Consider the following 15483-nt stretch of genomic DNA (forward strand, 5'->3'; position numbering starts at 1 on the left):
TGCCGCTGCTCTGGCTCGCCGGCCCGCCGCGACTGTTCACCGCGCCGTGGACCGACATCGCGATGCAGGCCGCAGGCCAAGGCGTGGTCGCCGGCCTGCTCGGGCTGGTGGTCTACGGCGTCGCGATCACGCGGCTGGGCGCCGCACGCGCCGCGCTGTCGTCCGCGCTCGTGCCCGTGCTGACCACGCTCGGCGCGGCATGGTGGATGAACGAGCCCGTCACGCGCCCCGCGCTGCTGGCGCTGTCGTTCGTGGTGCCCGGCGTCGTGCTCGCGAGCGGTGCGTTGGGGTGGCGGGTGCCGGCGCCACGCGACGGCGAACGGCAGGCCCCGGGGCAGAATGCGGCGGCGTCTTTGCCCACTTCCGAAAGCCCTCGCCCATGAAGAAAAAGATGAATCGCCTTCGCACCGCCGCGCTCGTTGCCGCCACGTTCGCGTCGCTCTTCGCCTTCTGTGGCGCAGGCTGGGCGCAGCGACCGGAACCGCAGCAACAGCAACAGCCGCAAGTGCAGCAGCAGCCGCTGCAACGCAGCGTCGTGCGCGTGCCCACGCCCTTCGTCGAGAACGGCGCGCCCGTCACGCTCGAGATGGTCATCTACAAGCCCGACGGCGCCGGCCCGTTCCCCACGGTCGTGTTCAACCACGGCTCCACCGGCATCGGCAACGACCCGGCCTTGTTCAAGCAGACCTGGGCCCCCGAGCGCACCGCCCGCTGGTTCACGCAGCGCGGCTGGCTCATCGCCTATCCACAGCGGCGCGGACGCGGCCAATCGGACGGCCTGTACGACGAGGGCTTCACCGCCAAGCGCGAGCACTACAGCTGCGAGCCCGCCATCGCCCTGGCCGGCTTCGACCGCGCCGTGGCCGACCTCGACGCCGCCGTCGCGTGGCTGCAGCGCGACCCCGACGTCGACACCCACCGCATGGAAATCGCCGGCCAGTCGCGCGGCGGCATCCTCGCTGTGGCGTATGCGGGCCTGCGCCCCGACGTGTTCCAGGGCGTCATCAACTTCGTCGGCGGCTGGATGGGCGACAAGTGCCCCGGAAACGCCGCCGACGCCATCAACCCCGTCACCTTTCGCCGGGGCGCGGCTTTCGCCAAACCCACGCTGTGGCTCTACGGCGAGAACGACCCGTTCTACGCGATGTCGCACAGCCGCAAGAACTTTGAAGCCTTTCGCGACGCGGGCGGCAAGGGGCGCTTCGAGAGCTTCACGCTGGAGCCCGGCATGAACGGGCACGGGCTGATCGGGCAGCAGGGGCTGTGGGGGAAGGCGGTGGAGGCGTATCTGGCGGCGCCGTGAGGTGGTGGCGTGCCGCGCCTCAGTGCGCTAACGGCGCAGATCGGCTGCCGCAGCATTCAGCTGCGCGATGAAGTCGGGCAGCTGAATGCGCGAGCCCAGGCTTCCGTCTTCCGAGGGAAACGCAACGCAGAGTTGATTCCGGCCTTCTTCGCGATCGAGCAGCAACAAGAACTGGCCGTCGAAACTCAGCTCCGCGACGAGGTGCTCATGCGCCGTGTCGCTCAGGATGGTCGTTTCCCATTTCTCGTTGTTCATGTCTGCTCTGCGGATGAAAGATGACGATGCCGTGCGCTGCGGATTGAGGTTCAGCAGGGGCGGATGATCGGTCGACAGGTCTGCGAATCCACCCTCGCCCGACCAGCCAATCCCTGCGTGCAGCTCTTGGTGGAAGCGGTGTGCAATGAGCGCCTCGCGCGATTCATCCCTCTTCGAATCGGCTCGAAACGGAAGCTGAAAGAGCCAGCGGCGCGCCGAATGGTCGGGGATAGCCTACCTCGCTCAAGATTTCGTCGAAGTCCAGGCACAGCAGTTCGACAAGCTTGTCGATATCCCGCAGTTTCATGGTCCCGTTCGCCATCAAGTTTTGGGCACGCCGTTCGGACGTGCCAATCGCGCTCGCTACGTCGCCAAGGGTGAGGCCGGCGTCGGCAAGCTCTCTTCGAAGAATCGCAAGTAGATGCGGAGTTCCGGGCATCGCTGGACTGGCAGTGTTGAAATCCGCGCTTGAATCGCGCGGAGCTATTCAGCGCGATTGTTCCGAGCATGGCGATGATCGCGACGTGTTATCCGGGAGGTAGCGTCTCCTGCCACTCAGGGTATCCCGGTATCGCGAACCTTGCCCAAGGTCCAAACCGTTGCAACCGGTCGTGGCTCAGACGCCGCTTCGGATGACGCCGAGCACGCGCGTGCTGCTCGCGCGGATGCCGTTGGCGTCGCAGCAGAAGCTGGCGGTGTTGCCCGTGGCGTCGAAGCCATGTCCGTGGCTATACTGCGCCGGTCACGTCAACACAGGGCGTGATCGGGCTTGGACTCCCGTTGAAATCACTGCGACGTAAAAGCCGCAGCCACCCCGCAGGGTCTGCGGCTTTGTCGTTCGCGCCTCCTGTTTAGGCGGCTCGATGGGCGGGCGCGAGCCCGGCCGGTTTCACGCAAGTGGTTTCCCGGTAGTCCAACCCGTCGAGCCGCCGCCCCCGCTTGGACTCGGGTACGTCGGTTTCAGCAAACCGAAACCCTTGGAGGCCATTCATGGCTGCATCTGCATCTCCCCGCGCGTCCGCGCACGCGTCTTCGCTTCCTGCATCTTCTGAAGAAACCGCCAGTGCCGAATCGCTCGCGCTGCAGGCGTGTGACGACGTCGACAGTCTTCATGCGGTGCAACGCGCCTACACCTGCCTCGAGAAGCTCATCGTTCCGCAGCGTGTGGGGGAGACGGAAGAAGTCTTTCCGACGCGGACGGAGTTGGGGGCGTTGGTGCGGTTGGTGAATGAGGAGTTGCTGCGGCGGATCGAAGCTGCCGACGCAACAACCCAGTCACTGCGTGCGGCCATTGGTGAAGGTGGTGTCTGAACGGCCACTCGGTGAGCGCGACGAGCTGTATCGGTCAGCCCCGCGAAACACCGTCAGGCCTGCCAGCACGACGCCGCTTCCAGATCACGGCGTCCGCCAAGTAGTGATGGAAGTTCAAGACGAAGTGCGCGATAAGAATGGTCGGAAGCCCCAGCCAAAGAAGACTTTCGCCAACCCGATCGGCAGCCACGAACAAGACAGCGCCCACGATTGAACACGTCAGAAAAAAAGTCGCGGGGGATTTCAGAACCCCAACCAACGACTTGCGGCGTGCCGAAACGTTGTCCGATTTTTCGCTACTGTTTTCCGTCACGACTCCGAGCCGCCGTTGGCGATACACGAATATCAGGTACTGAATGTTGTGCCAGACGTTGACCACCAACCAGCCCACCGTGATGTCGCTGATCCAGACATAGCCGACCAACGAAATCACCAGGTGCGAGAGCACGAAGCTGTTGAAGGGCTCATTCGCCGGCTTCTCGCCCCTGGAATACATCAGGCGTGCGAACCAGAACAATGCACCGGCGATGGCCGCGATGCCCACCGCAAAGGCCAACTCCTGCGGAACGGGAGGAAACCAGATCGGGTAGCCCAGGAAACTTTGAGGTGCCTGCGCACTGCGATGCAGGTATCCCCACGCGGGGAACAAATAGATCAGCAAATAGGGCAGATTGCGAAAAGGCACCTGAAGCCGACGGTCATGGCGTCTTGCGATGCCATAGCTCTGGCGAGCAACATGGAACGTCTGAAGCACGAAATACAGAGCGAGCAGCCCGGCCGCTTCATAGGCAAGCGCAACGATCGTCAAAGCCGCCAATATCAAGAGAGGCGCGACAACGATCAGGCCCCAGCGCCAGCGAAGGCGCGAATAGATCGCGCCGATGCGCGTGTAGGTCGCAACCAGATGAGGGTTCGCCAGCAGCCATACATTGATATAGAGAATGGCCAGCATCATCGGCGCGGACCACAATGCCAGCGCTCCGGCCGACAGCGCCACGAACAGGTTGCCAAAGATGAACCAATGCTCCTGGCGCATCGCGGCGTTGGTGCCGCTCCCCGCCGCAAGCTGCGCGTGGGCAGTCATGTCGCCGCAACCGGCATGGGCGGAGGACGTGGCGACCCGAGGGGCGCTGGTTTGGGAGGCACCGAGAACACGGAGCGGGGCCGCAGATAACGTTCGAGGTCGGTACGCATGCTTTCGTATGCCGCATTCCGCGCTGCCGTGAATCTCGACTCAAGGCTCGCACGGCTCACGACGCCAGAAAGACCCGCCGGGGGAAGTTGCTGGTGCGGATCGAAGTATTCGATGACCTCGCAGGGGTAGCAATGGCCGTCCGCGTCGTACTGGCTGAGGACCTTCACCTTGTAGACCACCCCGCCCTCCTTGGCCGGATCCACGGGAAAGCTGAAAGCCAGAGTGAGCTCGGGGGCCTTCGGAGGAGCCTCGCCTTCAATGGGCAGGAAGCCAGCGCTCTGGTAAGCGCGAACAATGTTCTCCTTGAGGCTGGGCAAACTGAGGCCAACGAAGGCGTTGCCGAACAAGGTCTTTTCCCCTCCCCATTGCCGCTTGTAGTCGAACCGAAACGCAGGGTCGGTATGTTCGCGCCCGACAGACTCGATCATCGCGTACGCGTTGTCGATCGCCGGTAAGAGCCGCGCACTCAGGTCGTACTGAGCCATCCACGGAAGCGCCTTGACCTCTGGCGCGTTTTTTATCTCGAAGAATCTCAAGTAGCACGGATTGCACTTCTTCTTTCCATCGAGCAACTCCTCGGCAGATACGAGAACTGTCGGCACGAACCGCCACTTCGGATCGGCATTGAATTTGAACTCGAAGATCGTCGACTTGTTCTTCTGCTGGCCTACAGCCACAAGAGAAAAGTCAGACTTCTGGAACGCCTTGCTCACCATCGACCTGAATTCCGCCCCGCTGATATTTCGGTAGGCGGCGACCGGAAGAGCGGGCCTTGCGCTCTGGTAGCTGAGATCCAGAACGCTTCGATACAGCTCCGGCTGGGCGAATGCGGTCAGCCCGACCAGCAAGAAGCATCCGCCAAGCAAAGCTTTTCGAATGCCGGAAGTAAATACCATGTGTGCTCCCTGTAACAGCGCCCGTGTGTGCGTGGACTCGCCATTGGCGCAAATTGTTTTTTTGACGAATGTCCAATACCGTCCGATAACGCGGCCCCGAATCGTCGCATGGAACCTCTCTACGAGATAGGCACGGCCTTGGTTAAACGCCTCAGACAAGCATCCATCGGCACGATGGAATTCGGCGTTTAGCGAAAAAGTTCCGAGACCAATTGGGGGCTCAAACATCTGTTGCCCGCAAACGACGGCTTCCGCCTACAGAGCGCCCCCTCCATTTGTGTCCCCAAATTGAGCACAATCCCCCCATGCCAAACATCGCCTCCATCCTCAAAGCCGAAATCTCTCGTGTCGCTCGCAAGGAAGTGCGAGCGGAGATCGAAACCCTCAAGAAGGCCTCCGTCGCGCACCGGGCATCGATTGCCGACTTGCGCCGTCAGGTGAGCGCGCTCGAAAAGGAATTGCGCAAGGTCGCCAAGGGCTCCGCGCGTCAGGCATCGGCCGCGGCCGGTGCTGCGGGCGACGACGCCGACGCGGGCGGCCCCAAGCGCCGCTTCAGCGCCAACCGGCTGGCCGCGCACCGCGCCAAGCTCGGACTTTCCGCGGCAATCTATGGGCAGCTGGTCGGCGTGTCGGGCCAGACGATCTATCACTGGGAACAAGGCAAGGCGCGCCCGCGTGCGGCGCAGCTGGAGCGACTGGCCACGGTGCGGGAACTCGGGGCGCGCGAGATTGCAGAGCGGCTGGAAGCGCAGTAAGTAAGTCACGCGCCCTCGCCCATGAAACTCGGCTACACCATCGTCTACGTTCCCGACGTCGCCCAATCGCTGAAGTTCTTCGAACAAGCCTTCGGCCTGCCCACCCGCTTCCTGCACGAATCGGGCACTTACGGCGAAGTTGAAACCGGCGAGACCACGCTGTCCTTTGCCGCGCACGCACTTGCCGATTCCAACTTTCCGGGCGGGCATGTCGCCGCCTCGGATTCCGCGCAGCCGCTGGGCATGGAGCTGGGCCTCGTGACGCCCGATGTTCCCGCCGCGCACAGCCGCGCGCTTGCAGCCGGCGCCACACAGCTGTCGGCGCCGGTGACCAAGCCCTGGGGACAGGTGGTCTCGTACGTGCGCTGCCCCGACGGCACGCTGGTCGAGCTGTGCTCGCCCATCGGCGGCTGACGGGCGCCCTGCCCCGCTCGCCGGTTCGCTACCGGCTAGTCGATCAACGCCACCGCCCGCTGCGCAAACCCCGCGGCCTGCGCGCCCACCTGCACCGCATCTGCCGCCGCCGCGCTGCCGCTCTTGGCGCGCGCCGCGATGCCTTCGAGGATCACGGCGAAGCGGAACAGCGAGAACGCCAGGTGAAAGTTCGTCACCGGCTCCGCGCAGCCGCCGGCCTGCTGGTAGTGGGCGACGTACTCGGCCTGCGTAGGAATGCCCTCGGCCGCGAGGTCGATGCCCTGCATGCCTTCGAACTCGTCGGCGCCGGTGTGCCAGGCCATGCAGTTGTAGGCCACGTCGGCCAGCGGGTGGCCCAGGGTCGACAGCTCCCAGTCGAGCACGGCGATCACGCGCGGCTCGGTGGGGTGGAACATGAGGTTGCCGAAACGGAAGTCGCCGTGGGCGATGGTGGTGTGGTCGCCCGGTGGCAAGTTGGCGGGCAGCCAGGCGATGAGGCGCTCGATGTTCGCGTCTTCGCGCGTGCGCGAGGCCTCCCACTGCCGGGTCCAGCGGGCGATCTGGCGCGGGAAGAAGTTGCCGGGGCGGCCGTAGTCGGTGAGGCCGACGGCAGCCAGGTCGACGGCGTGCAGGCGCGCCAGGGTTTCGGCCATGGCGAAGTAGTACGCACGGCGCTCGGCGGGCGCGATGCCGGGCAGCGCGTAGTTCGACAGCACGCGGCCTTCGAGCTTTTCCATGACGTAGAAGGGCGTGCCCACGACAGCGCGGTCGTCGCAGTACAGCACGGTGCGCGGCACGGGCACGTCGGTGCCGGCCAGTGCGCGCAGCACGCGGTACTCGCGGTCGACCGCGTGGGCCGAGGGCAACAGCTCGCCGGGCGGCTGCTTGCGCAGCACCAGCGCGCGGTTGTCGAAGTCGACGAAGAAGGTAGGGTTCGACTGCCCGCCGCCGATGCGCGCCAGGCGCATCGGGCCTTCAACGTCGGGCAGCGCCTCCCGCAAATAACGCTGCAGGCGGTCGGCGTCGAACTCGATGCCCGCGGGGGCCTTGGACTCAACTGCCCCGCTCATGGCCGACGGAACACGGGCTCGCGTTTCTCCATGAAGGCCTTCACGCCTTCGGCGAAGTCGGGCCGGTCGATCAGTTCGCGCTGGCGCTCGGCCTCGTGGCGCATCTGGCCGACGAGCGACTGGCTCGCGGCCGATTCGTACACGGCGCGGATCTCGTGCGCGGCATGCGCTGGCAGGCGCGCGAGCCGCTGCGCGACGGCCACCGCCTGGGCGCGCAGTTCGGCGTCGTCCACGCAGGCCCACACGAGGCCCCATTGCGCGGCCTGCTCGCCCGACAGGCGCTCGCCGAGCAGCGACATGCCAATGGCTCTTGCGCGGCCCACGAGCCGCTCGAGGAACCAGGTGGTGCCCAGGTCGGGCACGATGCCCAGGCGCGGCATGAAGGGCAGGTAGAAGTACGCGGAGCGCGCCACCAGCACGACGTCGGCGGCCAGTGCCACGCCCACGCCGGCGCCCGCGGCGGGGCCGTTGATGGCGCTCACCACGGGGAAGGGCATGCTGCGCAGGTCTTCGATGAGGCGGTTCGACATCGCCTCCATCGCATCGGCCGTGCGCTGGCCCAGGCTGCCGGGCGCGCTGGCGTCCATGCTGCCCAGGTCGGCGCCCACGCAGAACGATTTGCCGACGCCGGTGAGCACCACGGCGCGCACCTCGCCTTCGTCGCGCAGCTGCGCGAGCCGCTGGCGCAGGGCCTGCTGCAGCGGCACGGTGAGCGGGTTGAGCCGCTTGGGAATGTTGAAGCTGAGGATGGCGACGTCGCCGTCGCGTTCGTACAGAAGGGGGTCCTGGTCGTCAGACTGGCTCATGGGTGGGCTCCGAAGGGCGTGGGTAGATATAGGGCGTTCACTTCATGTTCAGCGCGGGCCCGACCGGGTCGAGGTCCACGCCATTGAAGCGCACGGGCTGCATGGAGGCGTAGGCGTGCAGGTCGGCGGCCGAATTGGCCATGGCCACACCGGGCAGCAGCATCGAGATACGCGGGCTCTTGAGGGTGCTGGCAGCCACGCGCACGCTCTCGCGCGTGGGGTTGGCGCCGGCCTCGCGCAGCACGTGCGCCATGAGCTGCGCGACGATGTAGCCCGACACGCCGCTGCCGTTGCTCGGGTCGACGCCGCTGGCGTGGGTCTTGAGCAGCTCGAGGTACTCGAGCACCTCGGGGTCGCGGCTCCAGCGCGGGCTCATGGGCTCCTTGTAGACGGCGAGCGCGACCACGCCCTTGGCCTTGTCGGCGCCCGCGGGCTCGAAGGCCATCTTCACGGAGGCGGCAGCAAAGTTGAGATAACGGTCGGGCGTCCAGCCCACGTCGGCGACCTTGCGGATGGCCTGTGCGGCGGTGCGCGCGGTGGCGGCCATCACGAGCACGTCGGCACCCGACGACTTGAGCTGCACCACCTGCGAATCGACGGTGGGGTCGGTCACCTCGAAGGTGGCCTGCGCCACGATCTTCGCCTTGCCCTGCTTCGACAGGCCTTCCTGCAGGCCCTTGAGCACTTCGCGGCCGAGGTCGTCGTTCTGCATGAGCACGGCGATCTTCGCGTCGGGCCGGGTCTCGATGATGTGGCGCGCGAACACGCGGCCCTCGCCCTGGTAGCTGCCGAGAAAGGGCACGGTCCACGGGTACCTGGCGGCATCGTCGAACTGCGAGGCGCCCGACTGCACGAAGAGCTGCGGCACCTTCTTGGCGTTCATGTAGCGCTGGATCGCCATGTTGGGCGCAGTGCCCAGGTTGCCGAAGAGGGCGAGCACCTGGTCTTCTTCGACGAGGCGGCGCGCCACCTCGACGGTCTTGGGCGGTGAGTACTGGTCGTCGTAGATCAACAGGCGCACCTTGCGCCCGTGGATGCCGCCCTGCTCGTTGAGCTTCTTGAAGTAGGCCTCGGCCACCTTGCCGACCACCGAGTAGCCCGACACGGGCCCCGACAACGGCATGGGCATGCCCAGCACGATCTCGGCGTCGCTCACGCCGGCTTCGGACTTCTTCTGGGCCAGGGCCGGCAGGCTGATGCAGAGCGTGGCAAGGCCCACGACCAGGCCGGAAGCCAAGGCCGTGCGGCGGGAAAGCGGATGAACCATGTCGCGTGTCTCCTTCTGTGTTGCTGAGTGGCTTGCGTCGTCAGTCGTCGGGAAATCGGTTCAGGCGCTGGTGGCCCGGTTCGGCCCCATGTAGCCGAAGAGATGCCCCGCCACCTTGCGCATCTGGATCTCTTCGGAGCCCTCGGTGATGCGGTAGCGGCGGTGGTGGCGGTAGATGTGTTCGAAGGGCTTGTGGCGCGAATAGCCGATGCCGCCGTGCACCTGCATCGCGCGGTCGGCGGCCTCGCACACGAGGCGGTTGGCCCAGTAGTTGCACATCGAGACCTTGTCGGACAGCTGCTTCTCGACCTGCGGCTTGGGCATCTGGTCCATCTGCCACGCGGTCTTGCGTATCAACAGGCGCAGCATCTCGACCTGCGTGGCCAGCTCGACCAGCGGAAACTGGATGCCCTGGTTGCGCGCCAGTTCCTCGCCGAAGGGCTTGCGCTCGCGCGCGTACTTGACGCTCTCGCGCACGCAGTAGTCGGCGGCGCCCAGGCTCGATGCGGCCTGGCGGATGCGGTTCTCGTGCACGAAGTGCTGGGCAATGGCCAGGCCGCCATCGAGCGGGCCGAGCACGGCGTCTTCGGGCACCCACACGTTCGTGAAGCTCACGCGCGGGTGGTCGGTGGGCATGTTGAAGGTCCAGAGGTACTCCTCGATCTTCACGCCCTCGGCCTTCGCGGGCACGAGCAATGCGCTGATGCCGCGCGCGTCGCCGTCGCGCCCGCTGGTGCGCGCGAACAGCACGCAGTGGGTGGCGGTGTGCATGCCCGTGGTCCACATCTTTTCGCCGTCGATGCGAAAGCCGGCGCGGCCGTGGCGTGCTTCGGGCACGGCGCGCGTTTCCATGTGGGTGGCGTCGGAGCCGTGCTGCGGCTCGGTGAGGCCGAAGGTCAGGCGCACGCGCTCGTCGAGCATGCCCTGGATGAGTTCGTCGCACTGTGCGGGCGAACCGAAGTCGCGAATGGCGAGCACGAAGGGATTGTTGGCGACGATCGAATGCTCGTTCTGCAAGTCGTTGTGCAGGCCCAGGCCACGCGCGGCAAAGTGCTCGCGGATCACGGCCATCCAGAGGTTGCTGCCGTCGCGCCCGCCAAACGCGGCGGGCAGCCCGAAGCGCAGGTGGCCCGCGCGGTCGGCGCGGCGGCGCGCCTCTGCCAGCAACGCTTCCCACTCGGGGCGCGGCAGACCGCCGTTCTCGAAGTCGGTGCGGGCCCATTCGCGGCGGTGGTCGAAGAAGCGTTCGTTGTCGTCCTGCGCCTGCAGCGGCGCGATCTCGCGGTCGATGAAGGCGTCGAGTTCGGCGAGGTAGTCGACGAGGTCGCGGGGCAGGTCGAAGTCCATGGCTCAGTCTTTCTTCTTCGTCGTGCCGGCGGCGTAGCCGGGCTGGTCGATGGCGAGCTTGTCGCGTGTGGTCTGGCGCAGGTGGTCGATCAGGCCGGGGGTGGCGGGGTCGAGTTCGCCGCTGGCGATGCGGGTGCAGAGCAGGCGGTTGGCATCGGCCGGATCGGTGGGTGCATCGGAGCCCAGCAGCGCGTGCAGCCGCGCCCGTTCACTCGCCTGCGCGAGCGGGCCGAGCTGCACTTCGCGCCGCACGATGTCGAGCGTGTTCGCCGCCACGCGCGCGTGGAACGCGACCTGCCCTTCGGTGGCCGGCACCACCTGCTCACGCAGGAAGGCGGCGACGGCCTCGAGCAGTTCGGCGATGTCGGGGCGGTCTTGCATCAGCCGACCTCCTCCTCGGGTGCGAGCAGCGCCAGCAGGTCGGACTCGGCCTCCGACGCGCGGCGGCCGATGGCGGCCTTCTCCACATCGCGCTCGCGGCCGCTGAGCCAGGCGTGCACCATGGCTTCGCAGACGATGCCCCACTTGAGCGTGCCCAGAACTTCCCACCAGCGCACGCGCTCGGCATCGACCCGCCCGCCTTCGGCCGTGTAGCCCTCGAAAAGTTGCTCGCGCGTGCCGAAGCCGCCCACGGGCAACGCGCCGTGGCCGAAGCGCCAGGAGCGCACGCACATCCAGCCGAGGTCTTCCATGGGGTCGCCGAAGTGCGCGAGCTCCCAATCGAGCACGGCGCGCAGGCCCTCCTCGCCGACCATCAGGTTGCCGTTGCGGAAGTCGCCATGCACGAGCACCGGCGCGGGCACGTCGGTTGGCGCGTTCGCGCGCAGCCAACGGAATGCGAGTTCGAACACGGGGCGTGCGGTGCCGTGGCCGCGGTGCAGGCCGATCTGGAAGTCGAGCTCAGCCCGCGCAGCCGCCATGCGCAGCGGCGGTAGGCCGTGCGCGGGCAGTCGATGGATGCACGCCATGGCCGCGCCGCACTGGCGCGCCAGCACGCGGCGCGCGCCAGCCAGGCGTTCGTCGCGCACGATGCGGCGGCCCAGGGTTTCGCCCTCGATGCGGTCCATGACGAAGCCTTCGCCGAGCCCGTCGGCCGGCTTCAGCACATGGCGCACGCCGGGCACGGGCACGCCGCCCGCGCGTGCGGCCTCGATGAGCTGCGCTTCTGCAGCGAGGCCCGCGGTGCCCAGGGCGCGCGCGCCGCTGGCATCGGCCGCGCGGCGCAGCACCAGCGGCTGCGTATGCGTAAGGCCCACGCCGGTGGTCGTCACATCGAAAGCCCAGGTCTGCTGGCTGGCGCCGCCCGAGAGCCGGCGCACGGCCTGCACTGCATGGCCATCGGGCACCAGTTGCCCGACCAGCCGCTGCAGTGCGTTCGCGATCAGCGTCGCGTCATCGTGCACGGGCGACGCGTGCCTGGAGCTTGCGCAGCAACCCGACCACGCCGCCGGGCATCGCGAACATGAAGGCGATCAGCACCACGCCGTACACCGCCCATGGCGCGGCCTTGGAGACCTTCTCGGCCAGCGAGGGCACGAACATGATGAAGAGGGCGCCGAAGATCGCGCCATACAGCGTGCCCACGCCGCCCACCACGATGCCCACCAGCAGCGAGATCGACAGGAACAGCGTGAACGAATCGGGCGCCACGAACTGCACGGCAATGGCCGACAGCGCGCCGCCCACGCCGGTGTACGCGGCCGAGACGCCGAAGGTCATGGCCTTGTAGTGGCTGTTGTCCACGCCCATCGCCTCGGAGGCCATGGCGTGGTCGCGGATGGCGCGCATGGCCCGGCCGCTGCCGCTTTGCAGCAGGTTGTGGGCAATGAAGAACATCACGACCGCGACGAACAGCGAGAACAGGTAGAGCCACTGGTCTTCGTTGAGCGGCAGGCCGAAGGGCGCGGCGGGCTTCATGAGCACGATGCCCTGCACGCCGCCGGTCCAGGCTTCGAGGTGCTTGTACTTGAGCAGCTGCGGCATCGCCACGCCGAGCGCGAAGGTGGCCAGCGCCAGGTACAGCCCTTCGAGCTTGAGCGCGGGCCGACCGAAGAGGTAGCCGACGATCAGGCACACCACGGCCGCCGCCGGCACCGTGAGCCAGTACGGCACGCCCGCGTGCTCCATGAGGATACCGGTGGTGTAGGCCCCAATGGCATAGAAGGCGCCGTGGCCCAGCGAGATCTGCCCGTTGTAGCCCGTGAGGATGTTCAGGCCCAGCAGCGCAATCGCGTACGAGATCACCATGGTCGCCTGGAACAGCTGGTAGCCGCGCGCCACGAAGGTGATGCCGATGGCCAGCGCGATCAGCAGGCCGACCCACATGAGCGGCGAGCGCGAGGGCTTGGCGGTGCGTGCGCTGGCCGATGCAGCGAGCGGTGCCATGGCGGTCGGCAAGGAGGAGGCTTGAGGGGAGTTCATGCGATCAGACTCTCGTGACCAGTTTGCGGCCCATGAGGCCGGAGGGCTTGACGATGAGCACGCCGACGATCAACACCAGCGCCACCGACAGCTTGAGTTCGGTGCCCACCACGTAGGTGCCGATGAGGTTCTCGAGCACGCCGACGATGAAGCCGCCGAGCACCGCGCCCACGGGGCTGTCGATGCCGCCGATGAGCGCACCGGCAAAGGCATAGAGCAGCACGCCGGTCATCATGTGCGGATCGAGAAAGACCACGGGCGCGACCATCATCCCGGCCACCGCGCCGATGGCGCCGGCCAGGCCCCAGCCCAGCATCAGCATGCGCCCGACGTTGATGCCCACGAGTCGCGACGAAGCCGCGTTCTGCGCCGCGGCACGCATCGCCAGGCCCAGCGGCGTGAAGCGGAAGAACGCGAACAGCAGCACCACCACCAGCAGCGTGACGCCGATGGCGCCCATTTCATGCGCCGACATCATGGCGCTGCCGAACCACGCGTCCGACGGGAACGGGCTCGGGAACTGCTTGATGGTGTAGCCGAAGAGCCAGCCCGCCAGGCTGTGGAAGATCACCAGCAGGCCAATGAACACCACCACCACCGACAGCGCCGGCTTGTCGTGCATGGGCCGGATCACGGTGAACTCCACCACGGCCGCGAGCACAAAGGACAAGGCCACGGTCGCGACAAAGGCGGCCCAGTACGGCAGGCCGGCCTGCATGAGGCTCCAGGCGATGAAGGTCGAGAACATTGCCATCTCGCCCTGCGCGAAGTTGATGTGGTGCGTGGCCTGGTAGATCATCACCAGCGCCAGCGCAACGCTGGCGTAGATGCCGCCGGTGGCCAGGCCCGCCAGCAGTTGGTGCAGGAATGCGTTCATCGGTGTGAGGCCCTTATTCGCCCAGGTACGCTTTGCGCACGGCGTCGTTGCGGCGGATTTCGGCGGCCGTGCCAGAGAGCACGATGCGGCCGGTTTCCAGGAGGTAGGCCGAGTCGGCCAGGTCGAGCGCGAGCTTGGCGTTCTGCTCCACCAGCAGGATCGACACGCGCTCTTCCTTGTTGATGCGCCGCATGATCGAGAAGATGTCCTTCACGATGAGCGGTGCGAGCCCGAAGGACGGCTCGTCGAGCAGCAGCAGGCGCGGCTTGCCCATGAGCGCGCGGCCAATGGCGAGCATCTGCTGCTCGCCGCCCGACAGCGTGCCGGCCTGTTGGGCACGGCGCTCACGCAGGCGCGGGAAGTAGCCGAACACGCGCTCCATGTCGGCGTCGATGCCGTCCCTGCTTGCGCGGGCGTACGCACCCAGCCGCAGGTTCTCTTCGGTCGTGAGGCCCAGGAAGGTGCCGCGCCCGTCGGGCACGTGGCCCACGCCGGCCTTGGCGATCTGCTCGGTCGAGCGGCCGTCGATGCGCTGGCCGGCCAGCATGATGCGGCCCTCGGTGCTCACCATCATCTGGCACAGCGCGCGCAGCGTGGTGGTCTTGCCGGCGCCGTTGGCGCCCAGCAGCGCCACGACCTGGCCCGTGGGAATGTCGAGGTCGATGCCTTGCAGCACGCGCGTCGGCCCGTACGCAGCGTGCAAGCCGCGCACTTCGAGAATGTTCGTCGTCATGCCATCGCCTCCGCTTCTTCTTCCTCTTCACCCAGGTAGGCGCGGATCACCTCGGGGTGCGCGCGCACCTCGGCCGGCGTGCCCTCGGCGATCTTCTTGCCGAAGTTGAGCGCCACCACCTGGTCCGACACGCCCATCACGAGGCTCATGTGGTGTTCGACCAGAAGCACCGTCACGTTCAGACGATCGCGGATGTCGCGGATCAGCGTGCCCAGGCTTTCGAGTTCTTCGTGGTTCAGGCCGCAGGCCGGCTCGTCGAGCAACAGCAGCTGCGGCTCGGCCGCCAGCGCACGCGCCAGCTCGACGCGCTTCTGCGTGCCGAAAGGCAGGTCGGCCACTTCGCGCTCGGCCACGGCCTCGAGGTCGAGAAAGTGGATCAGCTGGTCGGCCCGCGCACGCGCCTGCGACTCGATGGCCGCCACGCCGGGCAGCCGGAAGGCGTTGCGCAGAAAGCCCGCGTGGTGCTTGCTGTGGCAGCCCACCAGCACGTTGTCGCGCACGGTCATCGTGCGAAACAGCGCCAGGTTCTGGAAGGTGCGCCCGATGCCCAGGCCCGCCATGCGGTGGCGTGGCAGGCGCGTGAGCGGATGGCCGTCGAACTCGATGCGGCCGGCGCTGCACTCGTACAGGCGCGAGAGACAGTTGAACAGCGTGCTCTTACCCGCCCCGTTCGGTCCGATGAGGCCGCAGATCTGGCCCCGCCGCACGTCGAACGAGACGCCGTCGAGCGCCACGATGCCGCCGAAGCGCACCGACACCGCGTCGATGCGCAACAGGGGGGTGTTCGTCTTGTCTCCGCGATCGTTGTCATGAATCATGCGTCGATCTCTTTT

At 66.9% G+C, this 15483-nt stretch carries 19 protein-coding genes; 5 read left to right on the forward strand and 14 right to left on the reverse strand.

Features of this window, described 5'->3' with window-relative positions; all coding sequences use genetic code 11:
* On the forward strand, positions 1-383 hold a 383-nt coding region (locus AAG801_RS32185; RefSeq protein ID WP_341892060.1), incomplete at its 5' end, for an EamA family transporter.
* An 8-nt stretch (positions 384-391) separates the two neighbouring features.
* On the forward strand, positions 392-1303 hold the full coding sequence (locus tag AAG801_RS32190; RefSeq protein WP_341892061.1) for a dienelactone hydrolase family protein: 912 nt from the start codon (positions 392-394) through the stop codon (positions 1301-1303).
* A 27-nt stretch (positions 1304-1330) separates the two neighbouring features.
* Here the strand turns inward: AAG801_RS32190 and AAG801_RS32195 are convergent, their stop codons facing one another.
* The gene (locus AAG801_RS32195) at positions 1331-1558 is read right to left on the reverse strand and encodes a hypothetical protein (RefSeq protein ID WP_341892062.1); all 228 of its coding nucleotides are present in this window, start codon (positions 1556-1558) and stop codon (positions 1331-1333) included.
* Positions 1559-1721: 163 nt separating this feature from the next.
* A complete protein-coding gene (locus AAG801_RS32200) occupies positions 1722-1997 on the reverse strand; it encodes a hypothetical protein (protein WP_341892063.1) in 276 nt (91 codons plus the stop codon).
* A gap of 551 nt (positions 1998-2548) precedes the next feature.
* On the opposite strand from AAG801_RS32200, the gene AAG801_RS32205 reads away from it, so the two are divergent.
* Positions 2549-2869 (forward strand): hypothetical protein, encoded by a 321-nt coding sequence (locus AAG801_RS32205; RefSeq protein WP_341892064.1) that lies wholly within the window; start codon positions 2549-2551, stop codon positions 2867-2869.
* A gap of 34 nt (positions 2870-2903) precedes the next feature.
* Here AAG801_RS32205 and AAG801_RS32210 read toward each other — a convergent pair whose 3' ends face one another.
* Positions 2904-3953 carry a hypothetical protein gene (locus AAG801_RS32210; RefSeq protein WP_341892065.1) on the reverse strand — a complete coding sequence of 350 codons (1050 nt, stop codon included), beginning with the start codon at positions 3951-3953 and terminating at the stop codon, positions 2904-2906.
* Positions 3950-4960 carry a hypothetical protein gene (locus AAG801_RS32215; RefSeq protein ID WP_341892066.1) on the reverse strand — a complete coding sequence of 337 codons (1011 nt, stop codon included), beginning with the start codon at positions 4958-4960 and terminating at the stop codon, positions 3950-3952. Before AAG801_RS32215 ends, AAG801_RS32210 begins: the two co-directional genes overlap by 4 nt.
* Before the next feature lie 305 nt (positions 4961-5265).
* Between AAG801_RS32215 and AAG801_RS32220 the strand changes: the two genes are divergently transcribed.
* Together AAG801_RS32220 and AAG801_RS32225 are read left to right on the forward strand one after the other, a co-directional pair.
* Entirely contained in the window at positions 5266-5715 is a 450-nt protein-coding gene (locus tag AAG801_RS32220) for a helix-turn-helix transcriptional regulator (protein ID WP_341892067.1), read from the forward strand.
* A 21-nt stretch (positions 5716-5736) separates the two neighbouring features.
* Entirely contained in the window at positions 5737-6129 is a 393-nt protein-coding gene (locus AAG801_RS32225) for a VOC family protein (RefSeq protein ID WP_153282001.1), read from the forward strand.
* 35 nt (positions 6130-6164) lie between these two features.
* Here the strand turns inward: AAG801_RS32225 and AAG801_RS32230 are convergent, their stop codons facing one another.
* From AAG801_RS32230 to AAG801_RS32275, 10 genes are all read right to left on the reverse strand, one after another.
* Positions 6165-7199, reverse strand: coding sequence for a phosphotransferase (locus AAG801_RS32230; RefSeq protein WP_341892068.1), 1035 nt, complete (start codon positions 7197-7199; stop codon positions 6165-6167).
* Entirely contained in the window at positions 7196-8005 is an 810-nt protein-coding gene (locus AAG801_RS32235; protein WP_341892069.1) for an enoyl-CoA hydratase-related protein, read from the reverse strand. The genes AAG801_RS32230 and AAG801_RS32235 overlap by 4 nt, the downstream gene beginning before the upstream one ends.
* A gap of 37 nt (positions 8006-8042) precedes the next feature.
* Positions 8043-9272, reverse strand: a complete 1230-nt coding sequence (locus AAG801_RS32240; protein WP_341892070.1) for an ABC transporter substrate-binding protein — start codon at positions 9270-9272, stop codon at positions 8043-8045.
* A gap of 60 nt (positions 9273-9332) precedes the next feature.
* Positions 9333-10619 (reverse strand): acyl-CoA dehydrogenase family protein, encoded by a 1287-nt coding sequence (locus AAG801_RS32245; RefSeq protein WP_341892071.1) that lies wholly within the window; start codon positions 10617-10619, stop codon positions 9333-9335.
* A gap of 3 nt (positions 10620-10622) precedes the next feature.
* Positions 10623-11000: a DUF6285 domain-containing protein gene (locus AAG801_RS32250; RefSeq protein WP_341892072.1), complete on the reverse strand. Its 378-nt coding sequence runs from the start codon at positions 10998-11000 to the stop codon at positions 10623-10625.
* On the reverse strand, positions 11000-12022 hold the full coding sequence (locus tag AAG801_RS32255) for a phosphotransferase family protein (RefSeq protein WP_341892073.1): 1023 nt from the start codon (positions 12020-12022) through the stop codon (positions 11000-11002). The genes AAG801_RS32250 and AAG801_RS32255 overlap by 1 nt, the downstream gene beginning before the upstream one ends.
* Positions 12012-12944, reverse strand: coding sequence for a branched-chain amino acid ABC transporter permease (locus tag AAG801_RS32260; protein WP_225617103.1), 933 nt, complete (start codon positions 12942-12944; stop codon positions 12012-12014). The genes AAG801_RS32255 and AAG801_RS32260 overlap by 11 nt, the downstream gene beginning before the upstream one ends.
* A gap of 100 nt (positions 12945-13044) precedes the next feature.
* Complete coding sequence (locus AAG801_RS32265; protein ID WP_101490406.1) at positions 13045-13917, reverse strand: branched-chain amino acid ABC transporter permease; 873 nt, start codon at positions 13915-13917, stop codon at positions 13045-13047.
* 13 nt (positions 13918-13930) lie between these two features.
* On the reverse strand, positions 13931-14650 hold the full coding sequence (locus tag AAG801_RS32270; protein WP_062478149.1) for an ABC transporter ATP-binding protein: 720 nt from the start codon (positions 14648-14650) through the stop codon (positions 13931-13933).
* Positions 14647-15468: an ABC transporter ATP-binding protein gene (locus AAG801_RS32275; protein ID WP_341892074.1), complete on the reverse strand. Its 822-nt coding sequence runs from the start codon at positions 15466-15468 to the stop codon at positions 14647-14649. Before AAG801_RS32275 ends, AAG801_RS32270 begins: the two co-directional genes overlap by 4 nt.
* Between the last annotated feature and the right edge of the window lie 15 nt (positions 15469-15483).

The sequence above is a fragment of the Variovorax sp. YR752 genome, assembly GCF_943372545.1.